Consider the following 22,358-nt stretch of genomic DNA (forward strand, 5'->3'; position numbering starts at 1 on the left):
TCAGCCCGACGATAGTCGGGCTGAACTTTATGATAAAAAAACAGGTTTAGATTATGTCGACTCAAATACAGGCGCAGAGTTCTGTTTTACTGCATTTCACTCTGAAATTAGAAGATGGCTCCACGGCAGATTCTTCTCACGCACAAGGAAAGCCTGCGTTGTTTGCTCTTGGAAATGATTCACTGTCGCCAGAATTAGAAGCGCAACTTATTGGGCTATCTGAAGGTGAAAAGAAAACATTTTCCTTAGCAGGGGATACGGTATTCGGGAAACATAATCCAGACTTAGTGCAATACTTTTCATTGCGTGATTTTATGGAAACGGGGATCCCTGAAATTGGCACCATCATGCTGTTTACGGGCATGAATGGGAGCGAAATGCCGGGCGTGGTGAAAGCGATTGAAGGGGAATCAATTACTGTTGATTTTAACCATCCTCTTGCTGAGCAACAAATTACCTTTGAAATTGAAGTTCTAGAAATAGACCCACAATTGGAGAGTCACCATGCAAATATTAATGGCTAATCCTCGTGGATTTTGTGCGGGTGTTGACCGTGCAATCAGTATTGTTGAACGCGCGTTAGAAATTTATGGCGCGCCGATTTATGTTCGTCATGAAGTGGTGCATAACCGCTATGTGGTTGATGATTTACGCCAGCGTGGCGCTATTTTTATTGAAGAAATCTCTGAAGTTCCTGATGGCTCTATTCTGATTTTCTCAGCGCATGGCGTTTCACAAGCCATCCGCCAAGAAGCCCGTTCCCGCGATTTAACCATGCTATTTGATGCGACTTGCCCATTAGTGACCAAAGTACATATGGAAGTGGCTCGCGCCAGCCGTAAGGGTAAAGAAGCGATTTTAATCGGCCACGCAGGGCACCCTGAAGTGGAAGGGACAATGGGGCAATATAATAACCCTGAAGGGGGAATGTATCTTGTTGAAAGCCCAGAAGACGTTTGGAAGCTACAGGTAAAAGATGAAAACAACCTGAGTTTTATGACGCAAACGACGCTTTCAGTGGATGATACCTCCGATGTGATTGATGCGCTTACCCGTCGATTCCCAAATATTGTGGGACCTCGTAAAGACGATATTTGCTATGCAACCACGAACCGCCAAGAAGCTGCGCGTGAGCTAGCGGAAAAAGCTGATATCGTGTTAGTCGTCGGTTCGAAAAATTCGTCAAATTCAAACCGTTTAGCTGAATTAGCTTCTCGAATGGGGAAAGCTGCATTTCTGATTGATGGTGCTGAAGATATTCAAATTGATTGGTTAAAAGATAAGAAAATTATTGGATTGACTGCAGGGGCATCAGCCCCCGATATTTTAGTCCGCCAAGTGATTGATAGACTTAAAGCGCTGGGTGCAGACTCGGTGGTTGAGCTACAAGGACGAGAAGAGAATATCGTTTTTGAAGTACCAAAAGAGTTGCGTGTAGACGTTAAAGAGATTAGTTAACACATTGATTTTATTATTATAGTGGCAGCGGATTTAGCCGCTGCTACTTTCTGTTTTTCATCATTCCATTCTATCTCAATACAATTTTTTCTGATAATCATCCCCCTCTCTACGGTTTTATTAATATCTCCAGATTAGTGCTGGCGTCCCGATTCAAGATTCTTTAAGGTATAACCAAGATTTTATTTTGGTTTTCGCCTCAATATTTACGAAAGGATCAAAAATGGCAGATTCAACTGTACGCGTTGCGATTGTCGGTGCGGGTGGGCGCATGGGACGCCAATTAATTCAAGCAGCACAAGAACAAGACGGAATTCAACTTGGCGCAGCCATTGAGCGTGAAGGCTCTTCGCTTATTGGCATTGATGCGGGTGAGCTGGCGGGAATTGGGCAAATAGGTGTGAAAGTCGTTGGTCACTTAGATTCTGTTGTTAATGATTTTGATGTACTGATTGATTTCACTCGCCCTGAAGGCACTTTGCAATATTTAGTGTTCTGCCAATCTCATCAAAAAGGCATGGTCATTGGAACAACAGGGTTTGATGAACAAGGAAAATTGGCAATTGCAGAAGCAGCAAAATCTATCCCAATTGTCTTCGCTGCCAATTTTAGTGTTGGTGTGAATCTGGTGCTGAAGTTACTGGAAAAAGCGGCGAAAGTGATGGGAGATTACACTGATATTGAAATTATTGAAGCTCATCATCGTCATAAAGTCGATGCACCTTCAGGCACTGCACTGGCGATGGGTGAATCTATCGCAGATGCATTAGGAAAAGATCTGAATGAGTGCGCAGTGTATGCACGAGAAGGCTATACCGGAGAGCGTGAACCGGGCACGATTGGTTTTGCTACTGTACGTGCTGGTGATATTGTTGGTGAGCACACTGCGATGTTTGCCGATATTGGCGAGCGTGTAGAGATAAGCCACAAAGCTTCCAGTCGTATGACTTTTGCAAAAGGCGCGATAAGGGCATCATCTTGGGTTAGTGTTAAGAAATGTGGGCTATATAATATGAAGGATGTCCTTAATCTTGATGATTTATAGTTTTATTTAAAATAATTTTTTGTTTAAAATCAGATGACTTCATTTGAAGTCTCTGGTTTGTTTGGTTTTAGTTTTGAATTAATGATTAGTTTGTTTTTTATGGCTGTATTCTTGATTTTTTTCCTCTTTTCCACTCAAAAATTGCACTTTAGATCCTCACTTGTCTGCGCTATTATCCATTTTGCACTTTTCTTCGCTATTAACCGTTTGCTTTTTTACCCATAAATGGTTATTTCATTAGCCTTCTATAGAAAAAATAGGTAAGAATGCAAAAAAGTAAGCTAAAAGTGAAAAAAATGCATTTTTTTCTAGACAAGACTCTATCCCATCATTAGAATGCGCGCAATTTGCCAAAAATCTGCTTAAAAACTCATTTTGGCATTGATTTAGATCGCAAAATCTGAATTAATATGCAAAAAACGTGATTGATTATTCTCCGGAGGATGTTTTGATTAAGTCAGCTATATTGGTTCTGGAAGACGGAACCCAATTCCACGGGCGCGCCATTGGTGCTGAAGGGGCCGCTATTGGAGAAGTCGTTTTCAATACTTCAATGACCGGATATCAAGAAATAATTACTGACCCTTCCTATTCCCGCCAAATTGTTACTCTCACTTATCCCCATATTGGTAATGTCGGCACTAATGCTGATGACGAAGAATCTCCAAACGTACATGCTCAAGGCCTTATCATTCGTGACTTACCATTAATCTACAGTAACTTTCGTGGTCAGGAAGGATTATCTGAATATCTGAAACGCCACAATGTAGTGGCTATCGCCGATATCGACACGCGTAAATTAACCCGCCTGTTAAGAGAAAAAGGCGCGCAAAATGGTTGTATCATCGCAGGGGATAACCCAGATGCGGCGTTGGCTTTAGAAAAAGCACGCAGCTTCACAGGTTTAAACGGCTTAGATTTAGCAAAAGAAGTTTGCACCAAAGAGATTTACAGCTGGACTCAACGCTCTTGGAACTTAGAAGAAGGGCAACCAGCTGCAACAAAAGAAGATGAATTACCATTACATGTAGTTGCTTATGACTTTGGTGCGAAACGTAATATTCTACGTATGTTAGTTGACCGTGGTTGCCGATTAACCGTGGTTCCAGCAACAACACCAGCAGAAACTGTATTAGCGATGAATCCAGATGGGATTTTCTTATCAAACGGTCCTGGCGACCCAGCCCCTTGTGACTACGCTATCAATGCCATCCAAGAATTCTTAAAAACTGAAATCCCAGTATTTGGTATCTGCTTGGGTCACCAATTGCTGGCATTAGCAAGCGGCGCGAATACCGTGAAAATGAAGTTTGGTCACCACGGTGCTAATCACCCAGTTAAAGATTTAGACAAAGACGTGGTGATGATCACGGCTCAAAACCACGGTTTTGCGGTTGATGAATCCACACTACCCGACACATTGCGTGTGACACACAAATCGCTGTTTGATGGCACTTTACAAGGTATCCATCGCACAGATAAACCTGCATTCAGTTTCCAAGGTCACCCAGAAGCCAGTTCTGGTCCTCATGATGCCGCAGGTCTTTTTGACCACTTCATTGATTTAATCAATGAATACCGTCAAAACACACCACGTTCAAACGCAAAATAATCGGGAGCAAGAAAATGGCAAAACGTACAGATATTAAAAGCATTCTGATCCTCGGTGCGGGCCCGATTGTTATCGGTCAGGCGTGTGAGTTTGACTACTCAGGTGCACAGGCATGTAAAGCACTGAGAGAAGAAGGTTACCGCGTTATTCTGGTGAACTCGAACCCAGCGACTATCATGACTGACCCTGAAATGGCGGATGCAACCTATATAGAGCCAATTCACTGGGAAGTGGTACGTAAAATCATTGAAAAAGAGCGCCCAGATGCGGTATTACCAACTATGGGTGGACAAACAGCCCTAAACTGTGCGCTGGAACTTGAGCGTAAAGGTGTACTGGCTGAGTTTGGCGTGACCATGATTGGTGCGACTGCGGACGCAATTGATAAAGCAGAAGACCGTCAACGCTTTGATAAAGCGATGAAAAAAATCGGTTTAGGTACTGCGCGTTCAGGTATTGCCCACACAATGGAAGAAGCTTATGCCGTCGCTGACGATGTGGGCTTCCCATGTATCATTCGTCCATCCTTCACCATGGGTGGTTCAGGTGGCGGTATTGCGTATAACCGCGAAGAATTTGAAGAGATCTGTACTCGTGGTTTAGATTTATCCCCAACTAACGAACTGTTAATCGATGAGTCGTTAATTGGTTGGAAAGAGTACGAAATGGAAGTGGTGCGTGATAAGAAAGATAACTGCATTATCGTCTGCTCCATCGAAAACTTCGACGCAATGGGAATTCACACCGGTGACTCCATCACCGTCGCACCTGCGCAAACACTGACTGATAAAGAATACCAAATCATGCGTGATGCTTCGATGGCAGTACTGCGTGAAATCGGTGTTGAAACAGGCGGTTCTAACGTTCAGTTCGCGGTTAACCCGAAAGATGGCCGCTTAATCGTTATCGAGATGAACCCACGAGTTTCTCGTTCATCCGCACTCGCTTCAAAAGCAACGGGCTTCCCAATTGCTAAAATCGCAGCCAAATTAGCAGTCGGTTACACCCTCGATGAGCTGATGAATGACATCACTGGCGGTCGTACCCCTGCGTCATTTGAACCCTCTATCGACTACGTTGTGACCAAAATTCCTCGCTTTAACTTCGAAAAATTCGCAGGAAGCAATGACCGTCTGACTACCCAAATGAAATCTGTGGGTGAAGTGATGGCCATCGGTCGTACATTCCAAGAATCTATGCAAAAAGCGCTGCGTGGTCTGGAAGTAGGCGCAACAGGCTTCGACCCGAAAGTGAGCCAGGACGACCCTGAATCGTTAACGCGCATTCGTCGCGAACTGAAAGATGCGGGCTCTGACCGTATTTGGTACATCGCTGATGCATTCCGCGCAGGCTTATCGGTCGATGGTATTTTTAACCTGACTAATATCGACCGCTGGTTCTTAGTGCAAATTGAAGAGCTGGTGCGTTTAGAAAACGAAGTGGCAGAGTTAGGTATTAATGGTCTGACTAAAGATTTCCTACGCCAACTGAAGCGCAAAGGTTTTGCGGATGCGCGTCTGGCAAGTTTAGTGGGCGTGTCTGAAGCGGAATTACGTAAATTACGCCAAGGTTATGATTTACATCCAGTTTATAAGCGTGTAGATACCTGTGCGGCTGAATTTGCCACAGATACCGCGTATATGTATTCCACTTATGAAGAAGAGTGTGAATCTAACCCGAATAGTGACAAGCCAAAAATCATGGTGTTAGGCGGTGGTCCAAACCGTATCGGTCAAGGTATCGAATTCGACTACTGCTGCGTACACGCCTCATTAGCGCTGCGTGAAGATGGTTACGAAACCATCATGGTGAACTGTAACCCAGAAACAGTTTCTACCGACTACGACACGTCAGACCGCTTATATTTTGAATCGGTCACATTGGAAGATGTACTAGAAATCGTCCGCATCGAGCAGCCACAAGGCGTGATTGTCCAGTATGGCGGACAAACACCTCTGAAACTCGCGCGTGCGCTGGAAGCGGCGGGAGTTCCTATCATTGGCACTAGCCCAGATGCAATCGACCGTGCAGAAGACCGTGAGCGTTTCCAACAAGCTGTTAACCGCTTAAACCTGAAACAGCCACAAAATGCGACAGTGGCAACCATTGAACAGGCCGTTGAAAAAGCCGCGGGCATCGGTTACCCGCTGGTGGTTCGCCCGTCTTATGTCCTAGGTGGCCGTGCAATGGAAATCGTCTATGACGAAGTTGACCTGCGTCGTTACTTCCAAAATGCAGTGAGCGTTTCTAACGATGCGCCAGTCTTACTCGACCGTTTCCTTGATGATGCGATTGAAGTTGATGTGGATGCAATCTGCGACGGTGAAATGGTGCTGATTGGCGGAATTATGGAGCACATTGAGCAGGCGGGTGTTCACTCCGGTGACTCAGCATGTTCTCTGCCAGCTTACACGTTAAGCCAAGAAATTCAGGATGTGATGCGTGAACAAGTGCGTAATCTCGCCTTTGAATTACGTGTTCGCGGCTTGATGAACGTACAGTTCGCTGTGAAGAACAACGAAGTTTACTTGATTGAAGTGAACCCGCGCGCAGCAAGAACGGTGCCATTTGTTTCTAAAGCAACAGGTGTACCACTAGCGAAAGTCGCGGCGCGTGTTATGGCTGGCCAAACACTGACTCAACAAGGCGTTACTGAAGAAGTTATTCCGCCTTACTACTCAGTCAAAGAAGTGGTTCTGCCATTCAACAAGTTCCAAGGTGTTGACCCAATCCTCGGGCCAGAAATGCGCTCAACGGGTGAAGTGATGGGGGTTGGCCGCACATTTGCTGAAGCATTTGCTAAAGCGATGTTAGGCAGCAACTCAACCATGAAGAAATCCGGTCGCGCACTGCTGTCTGTTCGTGAAGGCGATAAAACGAAAGTTGTTGATTTAGCGGCGAAACTGCTGAAACACGGTTTTGAGTTAGACGCGACTCACGGAACGGCGATTGTCCTGGGTGAAGCGGGTATCAACCCACGTTTAGTGAACAAGGTTCACGAAGGTCGTCCACACATTCAAGACCGTATTAAGAATGGTGAGTACAACTACATCGTGAATACAACGGCAGGTCGTCAAGCGATTGAAGATTCAAAACTCATTCGTGGCAGCGCACTGCGTTACAAAGTTCACTATGATACAACCCTCAACGGTGGCTTTGCGACGGCGTTATCTCTGAGCGCAGACCCAACCGATAAAGTGATTTCTGTTCAAGAAATGCACGCATTAATTAAATAATCATTGATTCGATGATTATTAACCCCAGTGGCGTTATCGCCTCTGGGGTTTTTTTATGGGTAGCGAAAAGTGGAATAAATTAAAATAAATGGAAAATAGTGCACAATAGTGATTGACCCTCACGTAACGTGAGGCACTAACCTGCATTTCAGGACAGGAGGCGCAGATGCTATTTCAAGTGGGTGAGATTGCAGAGAAAACAGGATTAACCATTCGTACCCTTCACCATTATGAAGAGATTGGTTTATTACTGCCGACTGCCAGAACCGATGCAGGTTATCGACTCTATAATATGCAATGTATTGAACGTTTGACGCAAATTCAGATGCTGCGTCAGGTGGGAGTCAAACTGAAAGACATCGGTGAGTTACTTAATGGTCACAGTGGCGATATCTCTCTTTTGTTGCAAGAGCGTATTAGTCTGTTAACCGAGCAGATGAAGCAGATAGAAAAACTGCGTTCACGCCTCGAGCGGTTACAGCAGCAAATGCAGCAGGGAGATAATCCCACTCAGGCTGATTGGTTTTCATTATTGGAGATGATGTCGATGTTTGATAAATATTTTACCCCTCAAGAACTTGAGCAATTGCCGCTATACACGGCGAACACATTGAAAAACCAAGAGTGGCAGCAGCGGGTCGCTACAGTAAAATCGTTAATGGAAAAAAGTGAATCACCGCAATCGGCCGAAGTACAAGCTGTCGCGGTTGAGTGGATGACTGCCTTGGAAAGAGATACGGGCGGAAACCCAGATTTCTTTGCGCGTTTAAATCAAATTCACTTAACCGACAATGAGCTAATGTTCTCGACAGGGATCACTGAAGCGATGATTGACTTTGTAGCTCGGAGCTTTAGTGAGTACCAACTGTCGCGTTTTGAACCTCATTTAACCGCAGAGCAATTTGCTTTTGTTAGCCAGCATTACTTTGAATCAGGCAAAGTGTGGCCTGAATTTATTTCAGGAATTTATAATGCATTGAAAGCGGGGGATGCGCCAGATTCGCCTAATGTGCAGAAGTTGGCGGGGATGTGGTTAACCATGTTTAACCAATTTACTGGGGGCGATCCGCTATTGCAGGAAAAAATCTGCACGATTTACCGCGAAGATCCGGTGATTTCTCAAGGAACTTGGATGACGCCAGAAATTGGGCAGTATCTGTTTTCTGCCATTAGTTTCTTATTGGCGAAGCAATAACAGCGTAAGTTAGCAATCCATTCCTGATATCAAAGTCGCGACAGAATATGCCGCGACTTTTTTGTTTTAGTCGAGTTAGTAGACTAAAAATGGACGGTTTGGATACCGATTGTTGCGGCTTGTCCACCCACACAAACTCGACTGACAGCTTGATCTTGATGAGAGATTTCCACTTGAATTTGCGAGGAGCATTCCATTGCTCGCCCTTGCTCTAACAGAAAATGGGTTTCTGTGGGGAAGATATGCTTCACTAGATAACAACCAAGAGCACCGCTTGAGCTACCAGTTGCAGACTCTTCATTAATTCCGTAGAGCGGAGCAAAATTTCGGCAATGAGCAGTAAAAGAAGATGACTGGCTTAACTCAAAAACATGAAAACCAATCGAATCAAACTCACGGCTCAGTTGCGCGATAGCATCATAATTAGGTTTTAAATTATCTAATTGATTGGGTTGCACGGGGACTAAAATATCAGGTAATCCAGTGGAGATAATTTCAATGGGTAAGCCTGTTTCCGTGATTGCCTCGGTTGGGATACCTAATGCTGCGGCGACGACATTTACATCAGGCCCTTGGCGGGTAACGGGAAGAGTTTGTTGCATAATGACCCCATCAGCACTGACCGTAACATTTAAAATACCTGCTTTGGTTTTTTGGGAGTAAGTGCCAGCGCCCAATTGATTCAGTGAAAATAAGGTAAAAAAGGCAGCCAATGTCGCGTGCCCACAAAAGTCGACTTCACTTTCAGGAGTGAAAAAATCCACTTTAAAATCTGTTTCTTCACCCGCGCTTTCTCCGGTATAGACAAATGCCGTTTCGGAAAATCCCACTTGGCGAGCAATCGCAATTTTTTGTGCATCACTGAGTTTCGGGGGATTGAGTACGACTCCGGCAGGGTTTCCGCCTGTGTTATTTCGAGTAAATGAATTTACAAGGTGAACGTTAAGTGTGTGTTCATCTGTAGGTATTGCTGTGTTTTGCATAGTGACTCCAAGGTAATTAAGCGCTTTTTTATTATTTATGGGGATGAAAGGGGCGCATATTGAGAGGTAGATGTGGGTTTTGTAGCGGCGACCAAGCACTGAAACTTGTGTTGGTCGCGTGAGATGATTTAGGCGTGCAATTTAGCTTTCTTTACTACCTTTCAGGGCTTTACGGTGTTTCCAGTAGACAATAATGGAACCAATCAAACCACTGACCAACAGCACAACAGGGATGATCATCAGTGCGGTGATTACGACTTGCTCATGCTCTTTAACGAAAGGGATTTGGTTAACGGCATAGCCCAAAGTCACAATAATACCGACCCACAATAACCCGCTAAGCCAGTTGAATAACTGGAAACGGCGATGGCTTAAATCGGATAATCCCGCTAACAATGGAAGTAATGTTCTCACGAATGCCAGAAAGCGCCCGATCAATAATGCATACAAACCTTGTCGGTTAAACATATCATTGGCTTTTTTATGATATTCCTCAGGGAGTTGAGAAAGCCAGCGTTTAACTATCTTAGTTTCGCTTAACCAGCGCCCTTGAATAAATCCAAGCCAGCAGCCTAAACTTGCGGCGGTCGCCAACAGTAATATTGTGGGGACAAAGTGCAGAACGCCTTTGGCAATTAACGCGCCAGAAAGCAGTAAAAGGGTATCACCCGGTAAAAATGCAGCGGGGAGAACGCCATTTTCTAATACAATTACCACAAAGAGTACGGTGTAAATCACCCAGAGAACTTCTGGGTTGGAGAGCTTCATAAAATCGTGGTGCCAAAGTGCCAGTACGATTTCGCGTATGACTTCCATAATCGTTCCTGTGTCTGCATAAAGCGAATCATTGGGCTCTATATTACAGGAAAAATTTCAGCCTAGTTTGATTTGTTTGGGTAATTATCTAAAAGGCAGCGATTAACTGCCTAATAGTAAGGAAGAAATATTGATGTTTAAATACGTGAGAAAGCGCGTTGTAAATCATCAATGAGATCTTGCGGATGCTCTAAGCCGACATGTAGACGGAAAAATGACCCGTTTTCAGGCTGATAATCGTATTGGCGCATACTGAGTAAATCTTCGGTTTGATAACCAAGAATCAGTGATTCAAACCCGCCCCATGAATACCCCATTTTAAAATGGCTAAAGTGGTCGAGAAAATCACTAAACTGTTTAGGGGATAACCGCGAATTTAATTGAAATGAAAACAAACCGTTACAGCCGCTAAAGTCCCGTTTAAAGAATTCATGCCCAGGGTGGCTTGGGAGTGCAGGGTGAAAAACACGCGCAACCGCAGGGTGCTCTGCTAACCAGTTTGCGACGGTTAAACTGTTCACTTCATGCTGCTTGAGACGGGTTGGTAGGGTGTGAAGTCCTCTACCTGCCATGTAAACAGTATCAGGATCGGCAGTTTGCCCCAATAAATATGAATTTTCTCGCAAAGTTTCGATGCAGCGTTGGTTGGCAACAGCGACCCCTAACATGCCATCCGAATGACCATTAATGTACTTTGTCGCGGATTGAATGGAGACATCCACATCAAATAGAAGAGGTTTGAGTAATACGCCCGCAGCCCATGTATTATCGATCATGATAATGATTTCAGGGGATTTTTGACGAATGGCTTTTACGATAGCGGGCAGGTCATGGACTTCCATGGTGATAGAACCCGGAGACTCTAAAAAGACAATTTTGGTATTTGGGCGAATTAAATTGGTAATTTTTGCGCCAATTAATGGGGAGAAATAACTAGTTTCAACATTCAACTTAGTGAGGATTTTGTCGCAGAAGTTTTGTGTCGGATCATAGGCAGACCCGGTGACCAGAATATGATCCCCCGCGCTGATAAACGACATAATGGCATTGGTGATTGCTGCTGCACCTGAAGGATAAAGAACACAGCCAGCACCACATTCCAACTCAGTCATCGCTTCTTGGAAAGCAAAATGGGTCTGTGTACCTCGGCGACCATACATTAATACGCCATTCGCACGATTACGCACTGCGTGCTTTTTATCTTCTACCGAATCAAAAATCACGGAAGAGGTGCGTTGAATGACAGGGTTTACCCCTTTTTGAGTGAATTTAGGGTTTCTACCAAGATGTACTAACTGGGTTTCGGGTCTAATGTTTGCCATTGGGCTATCCCTTATTTACCGATAGAAAATCAAATAATTGGCTAAGTTATCACCTGACGTTAAATGATTTTGGTTGTCCAAGGCAAGAACAAAAGTCGCTAGCTGAATTTTCTTCACTATAAAAAGAAAAATTATGATGAGGCGGTTTTTGCTATCAATCATAATGCAGATAGATTGAAAAAATTGCGAATACTAATGATAATTACTATCAATTCGTGGTGTGTTTGATATTATCTGACATCTTGACGAAAAGAGATGAATACGTGAATCAAATTTCGCTTTTAATGGTTAGTCGATGAATGGCACAATCATCGATATAAATTTTTTTATACAACACAAATAAGAGAGTAAAGGCCAACTGATGCGTAAATTAACAGCTTCTATTCTATTGGCGATCGGCTTAATGGGCACGGCATCCGCAGAAACAACACCCGCTGTCACTCCTACTACTACACCAGTAGCTAATCAAGGTTCAACGGCAGCCCCTGCAAATACACCTTCCACAACGGAAGTGACTGCTACTCAAGCAACGACAATTCCAGCAACTACAACTCCAGCAACTACAACTCCAGCAACTACATCGGAATCTGTCGTGACAAACACGGTAGTGACTGAAAATATTGAGATTGCGGCTGACAGTCATGGTGGCGGTTTTGATCAGGATTTATCGGTTTGGGGTATGTACCAAAACGCAGATGTTGTTGTAAAAATAGTGATGATTGGTCTGTTACTCGCATCTGTGATTACATGGGCGCTATTCTTATCCAAAGGTAGTGAGATTTTAATTGCACGTCGTCGTTTAAAAGATGAAGCAAAAGCAATTGCAGAAGTAAAATCTCTTGATGAAGCGGTATCTATCGCGGAAGGCTTTAAAGCGGGCAGTATTACGCGCATGTTATTAGCTGAAGCGACAACCGAAAGAGCACTTTCGGCAAACAGCCAAGATCTTGCTGGTATTAAAGACCGTACCGGTTTCCGTTTAGAAAGAGCAGTTGCAGCAATCAGTCGTTATATGGGACGTGGAAATGGTTATTTAGCAACTATTGGTGCGATTTCTCCATTTGTCGGTCTATTCGGTACCGTGTGGGGGATCATGAACAGCTTCATTGGTATTGCTCACTCACAAACCACAAACTTAGCCGTTGTTGCTCCAGGGATCGCTGAAGCGTTGCTGGCGACGGCAATTGGTCTTATCGCCGCTATTCCTGCAGTGGTTATCTACAATATTTTTGCCCGTATGATCAACAACTATCGTGGTCAAGTGGGTGATGTTGCTGCACAAGCAGCGTTGTTACTGGGGCGCGACCTCGATCTGGCAAACAGCAAAGCAAGGTAATTATTATGGCAATGCGCTTAGGTGACGAACAAGACGATAGCGGTGAAATGCATGAGATCAACGTAACACCGTTTATCGATGTTATGTTGGTTCTGCTGATTATCTTTATGGTTGCAGCGCCACTGGCTACCGTTGATATTAAAGTCGACTTACCTGCTTCCACTGCGAAGCCTCAGCCTCGACCAGAAAAGCCAGTATTCTTAACTGTGAAATCAGATAATCAGCTGTTTATCGGCGAACAAGCGGTCAGTAAAGAACAATTAGGTTCAACTCTTGATCAAGCGACAAACACCAATAAAGAAACCACAATTTTCTTCCAAGCGGATAAAAGTGTGGATTATGAAACGATGATGGATGTAATGAATGCGTTGCGTCAATCGGGATATCTTAAAATTGGTTTAGTTGGAATGGAAGCAACAGCGGCTAACGCTAACTAGCTAAGTTGTTTCACGTAATAATGCGTTTTATCTCTGTATCGCGGGTGATATTTTTACGTTGATGCTTTGAGATAAAACGCATTTTTTTATGCTTATCAATTTTCATTCATCGTATCTTTTGCATATTTTTGCAACATTTCTGATAAAAAAGTGCTTTCTCTTTATAGCTGCACAAATAAAAGGTTTAATTTTATTCGGAATTTCTTCTGATTTTATTTAGGTTAGGGTGATTTTAAATTTTGCTTACATAAAATCACTTTCAAAAAAAGACTTGATAAGGTTAATTGAAAATAAACCATCCATATTGTGAGGGATTATTCATATACAGAGTAATTTCATTGAATACTCCAATTAGGAGTATCTATTTTGGGGGATTTGGTGTGGGTTACCATGGAACTTGCTGATTATTAGAATAATCATCAATAAATGCGAAATCATCGTTCAAAATAACAGCAGGTTTAACCTGTTAGATGATACTCAAACAAAAAGAGAGAACAATAAAAATTATTAATACATTTAATTCTAATTGAAATGATAAAAAAAGTGAGTAAATAAGCTGAATGATTTTATTAATATAAGTGTTATTAATAAAATTATTTTAAATGTACCTGAATAATGAAATATAAATATGTAATTAGTGTTATAAATGCCAAGTTGATGCTTTGTTGGTGGTTTTAAGTCTAATTTATTGTTATCTATTATGTTTTCCGTTTCATGATAACAATCCTTAAATAAAATAAAAAAACACTTGCGCAACATTTCACGAGCGCTATAATGCAGCCAATAACATTTAGAAATACTTTTTAATAACTTTTCATCTCGAGTTTTTTATTTTTCAATTTACTAATGCTAGGGAATAAATAAAGTACTAATTGATGTTTGATTAGGCTTTATATTAAAAATAAATATAATCAATCATACTCGAGTGTACGATGTTTAGTTGTTAGATGTAAGTTCGGATGTTATTACTGAAGTCAAATGGGCTGACTTTAGACGACACACAGCAAAATGATGTAATAAAAATATTTCATATTATACTCCTCTATAAATAAGATAAGACTATATTTCCATACGCCATCATTACGATGGCGTTTTTTTGTATAGCTATTTATCTTTTAAGCATCAACAGAACCATCAGAATTTATGTAAAGAATAGGTAACATGCTGGGTGATGAAGCATGTGGCTAAATCAATCTTTCTGAGAATATTAATAATTTATTATTTAATGATAAAAAGTATCAGAGTATGATGTGCACCTCTTCGCTGTGGGGCATTTAGCTATACATCATGTAGCAACACATCATACAACAGCGAAATTCTTTGCCAGGTACTGGCTTGAATCATTCTGGAAGTAAAAATGACTTGGTCTGAGTTTAAATCTCACTATCTCATCGGTTTTTGGAAACCGTTACCTGCGGTGATTGCGGCAGGTATCTTATCGACTTATTATTTTGGTTTAACGGGCACTTTTTGGGCTGTAACCGGTGAATTTACCCGCTGGGGCGGGCATATCATGCAGCTATTTGGTGCGCATCCAGAAGAGTGGGGCTATTTCAAAGTTATCGGTTTTCAAGGATCGCCATTAGATAGAATTGATGGTGTGATGATTATCGGTATGTTTGCTGGCTGTTTTGCCGCAGCACTTTGGGCAAATAATGTGAAAATTCGCATGCCGCAGCATAGGGTTCGAATTTTTCAAGCCATCCTTGGCGGAATTATTGCTGGATTCGGCGCTCGTCTAGCCATGGGATGTAACTTAGCGGCATTCTTTACGGGTATCCCTCAATTCTCGTTACACGCTTGGTTCTTTGCTGTAGCAACTGCTGTCGGTTCCTACTTTGGTGCCAAATTCACACTACTGCCGATGTTTCGTATCGCGGTAAAATTGAAAAAGGTCTCAACTGCATCGCCATTAACTCAAAACCTGAATACAGCTAAAAAACGCTTTAAGTTAGGCATGGCTATCTTTGCTGTCGCACTTGCATGGGGTTTTTATACATTGCTGGATGCGCCAGTCATGGGCTTTGCTATCCTATGTGGGATTGGTTTTGGTTTACTGATTGAACGCGCCCAAATTTGTTTTACCTCAGCATTTCGTGATTTATGGATCACTGGTCGTACTCATATGGCGAAAGCGATTATCATTGGTATGGCAGTTAGTGCTATTGGTATTTTCAGTTATGTGCAATTGGGCGCGGCACCTAAGATTATGTGGGCAGGTCCAAATGCTGTGATTGGTGGGTTACTGTTCGGATTTGGTATTGTCTTGGCGGGTGGTTGTGAAACCGGCTGGATGTACCGTGCCGTTGAAGGTCAAGTTCATTACTGGTGGGTTGGTTTCGGTAATATTATTGGAGCGACTATCTTAGCGTATTACTGGGATGATTTAGGCCCATGGTTAGCGACAGACTTTGACAAAGTGAACTTGCTCGAGACATTTGGTCCACAAGGTGGCTTGCTCGTCACATACGCTTTATTAGCCATTGCATTTATTTTGATGCTGGTATGGGAAAAGTATTTCTTCCGTAAACGTGCCCAAAAACTGGCAAATACTTCCATGGAGGCCGCATGAGCCATAAAGAAATAGTACCGGATTATCGATTAGATATGGTGGGTGAACCTTGCCCGTATCCTGCGGTTGCGACGCTAGAAGCGATGCCGTCGTTAAAACCCGGAGAGATATTAGAAGTGGTGAGTGATTGCCCACAATCTATCAATAATATCCCTTTAGATGCAAAAAATTATGGTTATAAAGTGTTAGATATTCAACAGGATGGTCCGACTATTCGTTATCTTATCCAAAAATAGCAAATACGCGTCATATTTTGCACTGTCGCGGTGTTGGCTTCATGCGTTTGCCCTAGTCACATACTTGTGTATGCTCCTAGGGTCTAACGCATTTGCCGCCTTGCGGCAGCACAAACTATTTAGCGTATTGGTATTAGTCATATTTTGCACTGTCGCGGTGTTGGCTTCATGCGTTTGCCCTAGTCACATACTTGTGTATGCTCCTAGGGTCTAACGCATTTGCCGCCTTGCGGCAGCACAAACTATTTAGCGTATTGGTATTAGTCATATTTTGCACTGTCGCGGTGTTGGCTTCATGCGTTTGCCCTAGTCACATATTTGTGTATGCTCCTAGGGTCTAACGCATTTGCCGCCTTGCGGCAGCACAAACTATTTAGCGTATTGGTATTAGTCATATTTTGCACTGTCGCGGTGTTGGCTTCATGCGTTTGCCCTAGTCACATACTTGTGTATGCTCCTAGGGTCTAACGCATTTGCCGCCTTGCGGCAGCACAAACTATTTAGCGTATTGGTATTAGTCATATTTTGCACTGTCGCGGTGTTGGCTTCATGCGTTAGCCCTAGTCACATATTTATGTATGCTCCTAGGGTCTAACGCATTTGCCGCCTTGCGACAGCACAAACTATTTAGCGTATTTCAGTGATACCCTAAAATATTAAAGCTACCTATCAGTCGTGAAATTACAACTGATTGTTATAGGTGATAGTTCGGTTACTCATCCTGCCAGTTCTCAATATCCAGCACAAGCTCACACTCATCATCGATATAGCCACCTGTCGGAATAAAGCCGAGTTTCTGGTAAAACTCAAATGGGCTTTCTTCACCTTCACCGCAACTATTATACAGCCGTGGGTAACCTTTCTTTTTCAAGTAACGGATCACTTGAATTAATGCTTCACGACCAAATCCTAATTTTTGATAAGGCTCGGCTATCATAAATCGCCATAGCATAATGCCATCGTATTCAAGCTCATCATCATCTAATCCAGAATGCAGCATAATGAATCCGACCGGGACATCATCCGCATAAATGCCTCGGTACCAAGCACAGTCAGAGAATTGCGCCTCAACCATGGAATAGGCATTATCTGCCACCATGCTACGTTGTGCTTCACTGAGTGTATGGCTCAGCAAACAGATTTCCGAAAAGTTTTCAGCTGTTACCTTCTGCAAGGAGACAACGGAATTTTCATCCACTTCTGGCTCGATGAACTCTATCATAACCATTCCTTCGCTCGAATATTGACCAAAGCTTCACGAGGAAGCTGCTTGAGTTGTTATTATTGAATAATCAAAATTGCTACTGATTTGTTACATGGATGTAATTTAATCAACCAGAGATCGGGGAGGCAGTCAATGACTTAATTGTGGCTATGCAAGCGGGGTCTAAAAAGAAAATGGCAACTTGCGTAAATGCCCGTTGCCATCGTGAAGTCAGGATAAAAAGCTAAATAATATTAATGTTCGGCTTCACCGCCAAGAACATCAATTAAGCGAGCGATTAAGGCGCTGAGTTCGCCTGTCATCAGAATATAATCAGCATCAAATTTCTGAGCAAAATCTTCTTTAGGAATGTCGTCATTTTGCTCTTTTAGTTTTTCACTGAATTTCAATTTCTTCAGGGAGCCGTCATCTGACAGCATAAACTGAACGCGCTCTTCCCAATCTAACGATAATTTAGTGACTAATTTGCCTGCTTCAATATGGGTGGCAATTTCATCAGAAATTAAGTCTTGTTTCTTACAACGGATGATCCCGCCTTCTTCTAAAATTGCTTTTAGCTCCGCTTCATCCATAGCGGCAAAACCTTGAGGTAATGCGCCAGAACGCACCCATTCAGTTAGCGTTAATTCAATCGGGTCTTTAAAGGTCAGGGGAACAACAGGAAGCGAGCCTAAGCTTTTGCGTAATAGCGCTAAATTATCTTCGGCACGCTTAGCACTAGCGGCATCGACAATAATTAGCTGATTAACGGTATCAATCCAAATGTAGGTTTTGCTGAATTTACTGAATGCGCGCGGAAGTAAGTCATGAACCACTTCGTCTTTTAACGAGGCTTTTTCAGTTTTTTTCAGTTGGCGACCTTGGTCAGCTTCTAATTTTTCAATTTTCTCTTGCAATGCTTGCTTAATCACGGGGGATGGCAGCATCTTATCTTCTTTCTTGGCACAAATAAGAATTTGGTTATTTGCAGCATGGGTGAGTGCATCTGCGCCACGCATTGGCGGAACCCAGCCTGTTTTCATCATGTCTTGGCTTCCACAAGGGGTATAAGCTAGCGGCGCAAGTTGTCTTTCCAGATCATCCGCGGAGAGTGCCAAATCCCGATTCAGGCGATAGACCAATATATTCTTGAACCACATGAAAAACCTACCTTTGTCATTAAAAACATGTTTAGCAAGGCGGACATGATAGCGAATTGTCCGTTATTAAGCGAAAAAAAATGCCCGCCATTTTGCGGTGTTTTACTTTCTATAAAGGTCGCCTAATAATGTAAGCAGGCAATTAAATGAAAAATCGATAATAAGCGAGTGCCATTATGAGGATAGGGATTGATTTAGGCGGTACAAAAATTGAAGTGGTCGCGCTGGATGATGGCGGTAATATTTTATTTCGTCAGCGTATACCAACGCCACGAGGTGATTACCAAGGCACTCTCGATGCAATCAAGCATTTAGTCGATGAGGCCGAAGCGGCAACGGGGCAAGTTGGGAGTGTGGGGTTAGGGATCCCCGGAACACTTTCCCCAGTGACGGGAAAAGTGAAAAATGCCAATTCTACGTGGTTAAACGGACAACCATTCGATAAAGACCTTGCTCAATGTTTAGGTCGCCCGGTGAAAATGGCGAATGATGCCAATTGTCTGGCAGTTTCAGAAGCCGTAGATGGCGCAGGTGCAGGCGCTAAAGTGGTATTTGCTGTGATCATCGGAACGGGCTGCGGCGCAGGGATCGCCATTAATGGACAAGTTCATTCTGGCGGAAATGGTGTAGCAGGTGAATGGGGACACAACCCTTTGCCATGGCAAGATGACCAAGACAGGCTATTTCTGGCTGACGAAAAATGTTATTGCGGACTGAGTGGCTGTACGGAGCAATTTGTTTCCGGTACAGGCTTTATGGCGGATTACAAAAAGCTGGCCGGAGAATCCAAAACAGGCACCGAAATTGTTCAATTGGCGCAAAATGGCAATAAACATGCGATAAAAGCCTTTGAACATTACCAAAATCGCCTAGCAAAAGCATTAGCACAAGCCGTCAACATGCTAGACCCAGACGTCATAGTGCTAGGGGGCGGAATGAGCAACGTCGATGCGCTCTATGAAAACCTGCCAAAAAAGATTCGCCAATGGGTGTTTGGTAGAGAGTTTGATACGCCAATTCGGAAGGCGGAGCATGGGGATTCGAGTGGGGTGCGGGGGGCGGCCTGGCTCTGCTCTGAGGGTTAATGCTCGTCATACTTCACGCCGTAGCTGCGTTGGCTACGCTCGCTAACCCTAGTCACATACTCGTGTATGCTTCTAGGGACTAGCTTCATTTGCCGCCTTGCTCGTCATACTTCACGCTGTAGCTGCGTTGGCTTCGCTTACTAGCCCTAGTCACATACTAATGTATGCTCCTAGGGACTAGTTTCACTTGCCGCCTTGCTACAACGCGAATTATTTAGAGCATTGGGTGAGGGGAAGGGCGAAAAAAGGCAAAAGAAAGGTAAAAGCAAAAGAAGGGCTAAAGAGAAAAGCGAGCTGGTGGATTTTGCTACTGATAAAGTGAGTATTGGTGAGTTATTTGGGGAATAGCGGGTTTTATCGATAACTCAAATAATAGCGGTGATTTTTATCGGATAAATCTATTTTTGTGAGCTATATAAAAGTCGGGATTCATAAATGGACTAAAACCGTGATTTAGTCACAAAAAATGGTTACTGTTTGCAGGCATTATCATTAAAACTTGATATCCAACACACAGTGACAGGCTCAATTTCGGGTATGGTTGTTTTTTTGCTCAATAACCATGAAATGAATCTGGATTTTATGAGAGGCATTCTCTCAAAAGGCAACAAAGGGGATTTAACGTGAAAAAGGCTCTAAAACTTTCATCTTTGGCACTGCTGGTGGCATTTAATGCCAACGCTGCCACGGTTGACTTGCGTGTCATGGAAACATCCGATGTACACAGCAACCTCATTGACTTCGACTACTACAAAGACAAGCCTACCGAACAATTTGGTCTGGTACGTACTGCGACATTAATCAAAGCTGCTAAAAATGAAGCCACCAACGCTATCCTCGTGGATAACGGCGACTTAATTCAAGGTAGCCCACTGGCTGACTATATGGCCAACAAAGGCTTAAAAGAGGGGGAATCTCACCCTGCTCATAGCCTAATGAACACCATGGGTTACACCGTCGGTAACTTTGGTAACCACGAGTTCAACTTTGGTTTAGATTACCTGAAACAAGCCATTGCAGGCGCGAAATTCCCTTACGTCAACGCCAATATCGTTGATGCTAAAACCGGTGAAAACTACTTCAAACCGTACATCATTGTTGATACGCCGGTAAAAGACCGTGATGGCAAAATACATACCATTAAAGTCGGTTATATCGGTTTTGTGCCGCCACAAATCATGATTTGGGATAAACCAAACTTAGAAGGCAAAGTGAAGGTGAATGACATCACTGAAACCGCTAAAAAGTTTGTACCACAAATGAAAAAAGAGGGCGCTGACCTGATTGTGGCAATTCCTCACTCAGGATTCTCACAAGAGCCATACAAAGCGATGGCAGAAAACTCTGTGTACTATCTCAGCGAAGTACCGGGCATTAACGCCATTATGTTTGGTCACTCTCACGGTGTGTTCCCAAGTAAAGAATTTGCCGAGATTAAAGGCGTCGATGTGGCAAAAGGCACAGTTAACGGTATTCCAGCCGTTATGCCAGGACAGTGGGGTGATCATTTAGGTGTGGTCGATTTGGTGGTTAACAATGATAGCGGCGATTGGAAAGTGGTTGAAGCTCAAGCCCATGCCCGCCCTGTTTATGATAAAGCCAACAAGAAAGCACTGGTTGAGCGCGATGAATCACTCGTGAAAATCATCCAAGAGCAGCATCAAGGTACTCGTGATTTCGTGGGTAAACTGATTGGTAAAGCCTCTGAAAACATGTACAGCTACTTGGCATTAGTTCAAAGCGATCCAACGGTTCAGATTGTGAATGATGCTCAGATGGATTACACCCGTAACTTTATCCAAGGCGACCCAGACTTAGCTGACTTACCAGTATTAGCGGCAGCAGCACCATTCAAAGCAGGTGGACGTAAAAATGCGCCTTCTGAGTTTGTTGAAGTGGAAAAAGGGGATTTAACCTTCCGTAATGCTGCTGATTTATATCTCTATCCAAATACTTTAGTGGTTGTGAAGGCAACAGGTGCGGATGTGGTTGAGTGGTTAGAGTGCTCTGCGGGCATGTTCAACCAAATTGATGCGCAGTCAACTAAGCCACAAAGCCTGATCAACTGGGATGGTTTTAGAACCTATAACTTTGACACCATTAGCGGTGTAAATTACCAGATTGACCTGACTCAGCCAGCTAAATATGACACTGATTGCCAAGTGGTCAATAAAGATGCAAATCGTATCAAAAATGTGACTTACCAAGGCAAACCAATCGATCCTAAAGCGGCGTTCTTAATCGCGACCAATAACTATCGTGGTTACGGCGGTAAATTTGCTGGTACTGGTGATGCGCATATTGCGTTTGCTTCGCCAGATGAAAACCGTGCAATTTTAGCGGCTTATATCGCTAAAGTATCTAAAGAAAAAGGCGAAGTGGTTTCGAAGGCTGATAATAACTGGTCCTTCACGCCAATTAAAACCGATAAAAAACTCGATGTACGTTTTGAAACTTCACCAAGTGAAAAAGCCGCCGAGTTTATTCAGCAACATGCTCAATATCCAATGAAAAAAGTGGGTACTGACGATATTGGTTTTGCTATTTACCAAGTTGATTTAACCGCTAAGTAATCGCAGTCATAAAATATTGATAACCGAAAGCCTGTCACTTGTGTCAGGCTTTTCTTCATAGAAATGTATGTTCGATGACATTCATATG

17 protein-coding genes are annotated in these 22,358 nt (G+C 43.2%); 12 read left to right on the plus strand and 5 right to left on the minus strand.

Annotated features, from left to right (window positions below; all coding sequences use genetic code 11):
• Window positions 1-53 precede the first annotated feature (53 nt).
• From fkpB to LDO73_RS03300, 6 genes are all read left to right on the plus strand, one after another.
• Window positions 54-524 carry an FKBP-type peptidyl-prolyl cis-trans isomerase gene (gene fkpB / locus LDO73_RS03275; protein ID WP_036950308.1) on the plus strand — a complete coding sequence of 157 codons (471 nt, stop codon included), beginning with the start codon at window positions 54-56 and terminating at the stop codon, window positions 522-524.
• Window positions 505-1,458, plus strand: a complete 954-nt coding sequence (gene ispH, locus LDO73_RS03280) for a 4-hydroxy-3-methylbut-2-enyl diphosphate reductase (RefSeq protein WP_224060174.1) — start codon at window positions 505-507, stop codon at window positions 1,456-1,458. The genes fkpB and ispH overlap by 20 nt, the downstream gene beginning before the upstream one ends.
• A 223-nt stretch (window positions 1,459-1,681) precedes the next feature.
• Window positions 1,682-2,503, plus strand: coding sequence for a 4-hydroxy-tetrahydrodipicolinate reductase (gene dapB, locus LDO73_RS03285; protein WP_224060175.1), 822 nt, complete (start codon window positions 1,682-1,684; stop codon window positions 2,501-2,503).
• A 448-nt stretch (window positions 2,504-2,951) separates the two neighbouring features.
• Window positions 2,952-4,115: a glutamine-hydrolyzing carbamoyl-phosphate synthase small subunit gene (gene carA, locus LDO73_RS03290; RefSeq protein ID WP_224060176.1), complete on the plus strand. Its 1,164-nt coding sequence runs from the start codon at window positions 2,952-2,954 to the stop codon at window positions 4,113-4,115.
• A gap of 14 nt (window positions 4,116-4,129) precedes the next feature.
• Entirely contained in the window at window positions 4,130-7,351 is a 3,222-nt protein-coding gene (carB, locus tag LDO73_RS03295; protein ID WP_224060177.1) for a carbamoyl-phosphate synthase large subunit, read from the plus strand.
• Between the two features lie 166 nt (window positions 7,352-7,517).
• Complete coding sequence (locus LDO73_RS03300; RefSeq protein WP_224060178.1) at window positions 7,518-8,546, plus strand: MerR family transcriptional regulator; 1,029 nt, start codon at window positions 7,518-7,520, stop codon at window positions 8,544-8,546.
• 83 nt (window positions 8,547-8,629) lie between these two features.
• Here LDO73_RS03300 and LDO73_RS03305 read toward each other — a convergent pair whose 3' ends face one another.
• The 3 genes from LDO73_RS03305 to metC form a co-directional block, all read right to left on the minus strand.
• On the minus strand, window positions 8,630-9,529 hold the full coding sequence (locus tag LDO73_RS03305; RefSeq protein WP_224060179.1) for a PhzF family phenazine biosynthesis protein: 900 nt from the start codon (window positions 9,527-9,529) through the stop codon (window positions 8,630-8,632).
• A 141-nt stretch (window positions 9,530-9,670) separates the two neighbouring features.
• Window positions 9,671-10,345 carry a DedA family protein gene (locus LDO73_RS03310; protein WP_224060180.1) on the minus strand — a complete coding sequence of 225 codons (675 nt, stop codon included), beginning with the start codon at window positions 10,343-10,345 and terminating at the stop codon, window positions 9,671-9,673.
• Between the two features lie 137 nt (window positions 10,346-10,482).
• Window positions 10,483-11,667 (minus strand): cystathionine beta-lyase, encoded by a 1,185-nt coding sequence (metC, locus tag LDO73_RS03315; protein WP_224060181.1) that lies wholly within the window; start codon window positions 11,665-11,667, stop codon window positions 10,483-10,485.
• 361 nt (window positions 11,668-12,028) lie between these two features.
• Between metC and exbB the strand changes: the two genes are divergently transcribed.
• The 4 genes from exbB to yedF all read left to right on the plus strand — a co-directional run bounded on the left by exbB (window position 12,029) and on the right by yedF (window position 16,248).
• A complete protein-coding gene (exbB, locus tag LDO73_RS03320) occupies window positions 12,029-13,003 on the plus strand; it encodes a tonB-system energizer ExbB (protein WP_224060182.1) in 975 nt (324 codons plus the stop codon).
• A 5-nt stretch (window positions 13,004-13,008) separates the two neighbouring features.
• A complete protein-coding gene (gene exbD, locus LDO73_RS03325) occupies window positions 13,009-13,440 on the plus strand; it encodes a TonB system transport protein ExbD (protein ID WP_224060183.1) in 432 nt (143 codons plus the stop codon).
• A 1,357-nt stretch (window positions 13,441-14,797) separates the two neighbouring features.
• The gene (yedE, locus tag LDO73_RS03330; RefSeq protein ID WP_224060184.1) at window positions 14,798-16,012 is read left to right on the plus strand and encodes a selenium metabolism membrane protein YedE/FdhT; all 1,215 of its coding nucleotides are present in this window, start codon (window positions 14,798-14,800) and stop codon (window positions 16,010-16,012) included.
• On the plus strand, window positions 16,009-16,248 hold the full coding sequence (gene yedF / locus LDO73_RS03335; RefSeq protein WP_006657165.1) for a sulfurtransferase-like selenium metabolism protein YedF: 240 nt from the start codon (window positions 16,009-16,011) through the stop codon (window positions 16,246-16,248). Before yedE ends, yedF begins: the two co-directional genes overlap by 4 nt.
• A 712-nt stretch (window positions 16,249-16,960) precedes the next feature.
• Here the strand turns inward: yedF and LDO73_RS03340 are convergent.
• Window positions 16,961-17,470 carry a GNAT family N-acetyltransferase gene (locus LDO73_RS03340; protein ID WP_224060185.1) on the minus strand — a complete coding sequence of 170 codons (510 nt, stop codon included), beginning with the start codon at window positions 17,468-17,470 and terminating at the stop codon, window positions 16,961-16,963.
• Window positions 17,471-17,706: 236 nt separating this feature from the next.
• The gene (gene rdgC / locus LDO73_RS03345) at window positions 17,707-18,612 is read right to left on the minus strand and encodes a recombination-associated protein RdgC (protein ID WP_132496167.1); all 906 of its coding nucleotides are present in this window, start codon (window positions 18,610-18,612) and stop codon (window positions 17,707-17,709) included.
• Window positions 18,613-18,788: 176 nt separating this feature from the next.
• On the opposite strand from rdgC, the gene mak reads away from it, so the two are divergent.
• Window positions 18,789-19,697: a fructokinase gene (mak, locus tag LDO73_RS03350; protein WP_224060186.1), complete on the plus strand. Its 909-nt coding sequence runs from the start codon at window positions 18,789-18,791 to the stop codon at window positions 19,695-19,697.
• Window positions 19,698-20,320: 623 nt separating this feature from the next.
• Complete coding sequence (locus LDO73_RS03355) at window positions 20,321-22,270, plus strand: bifunctional 2',3'-cyclic-nucleotide 2'-phosphodiesterase/3'-nucleotidase (protein WP_224060187.1); 1,950 nt, start codon at window positions 20,321-20,323, stop codon at window positions 22,268-22,270.
• The last annotated feature ends 88 nt before the right edge of the window (window positions 22,271-22,358 follow it).

The organism is Providencia alcalifaciens (assembly GCF_915403165.1).
GTDB lineage: Bacteria > Pseudomonadota > Gammaproteobacteria > Enterobacterales > Enterobacteriaceae > Providencia > Providencia alcalifaciens_C.